1 protein-coding gene is annotated in these 785 nt (G+C 64.5%); it reads left to right on the forward strand.

Translation table 11 applies throughout. The annotated features are described in order from the left end of the window. Positions 1-785: FAD-binding protein (locus tag KDW55_RS29230; RefSeq protein WP_212161896.1), on the forward strand; the 785-nt coding region annotated here is incomplete at both ends.

A 785-nucleotide genomic window follows, 5' to 3' on the forward strand; every position in this document is an offset into this window, starting at 1 on the left:
CTGGCGCCGCGTGACTTCGTGTCGCGATCGATGGACCAGGAAATCAAGGAAGGCCGCGGCGTCGGTCCGAACAAGGATCACGTGCTGCTGGACCTGTCGCACATCGGCGCGGAGACGATCATGAAGCGTCTGCCGTCGATCCGCGAAATCGCGCTGAAGTTCGCGAACGTCGACGCGATCAAGGAGCCGATCCCGGTCGTCCCGACGATCCACTACCAGATGGGCGGCATCCCGACCAACATCCATGGTCAGGTCGTCGGCACGTCGCGCGATCACAAGGAGCCGATCAACGGGTTCTATGCAGTGGGCGAATGCTCGTGCGTGTCGGTGCACGGCGCGAACCGGCTGGGCACGAACTCGTTGCTGGACCTGGTGGTGTTCGGCCGCGCGGCCGGCAACCACATCGTCCAGCACGTGAAGAACCAGAAGGAACACAAGCCGCTGCCGGCGGATGCGGGCGAGTTCTCGCTGGCGCGCCTGAACAAGCTCGAAAAGTCGAGCTCGGGCGAGTACACGCAGGACGTCGCGAACGACATCCGCGCAACGATGCAGAAGCACGCGGGCGTGTTCCGCACGTCGGCGCTGCTGAAGGAAGGCGTCGAGCAGATGGCCGAGCTGAAGGCTCGGGTGGAAAACATCCACCTGAAGGACAAGTCGAAGGTGTTCAACACGGCGCGGGTCGAAGCGCTCGAGCTGGAGAACCTGATCGAAGTGGCGCGCGCGACGATGGTGTCGGCGGAGGCGCGCAAGGAAAGCCGCGGCGCGCACGCGCACAGCGACTACGA

The organism is Burkholderia sp. AU19243, assembly GCF_018148075.1.
Classification (GTDB): Bacteria; Pseudomonadota; Gammaproteobacteria; order Burkholderiales; family Burkholderiaceae; genus Burkholderia; species Burkholderia latens_A.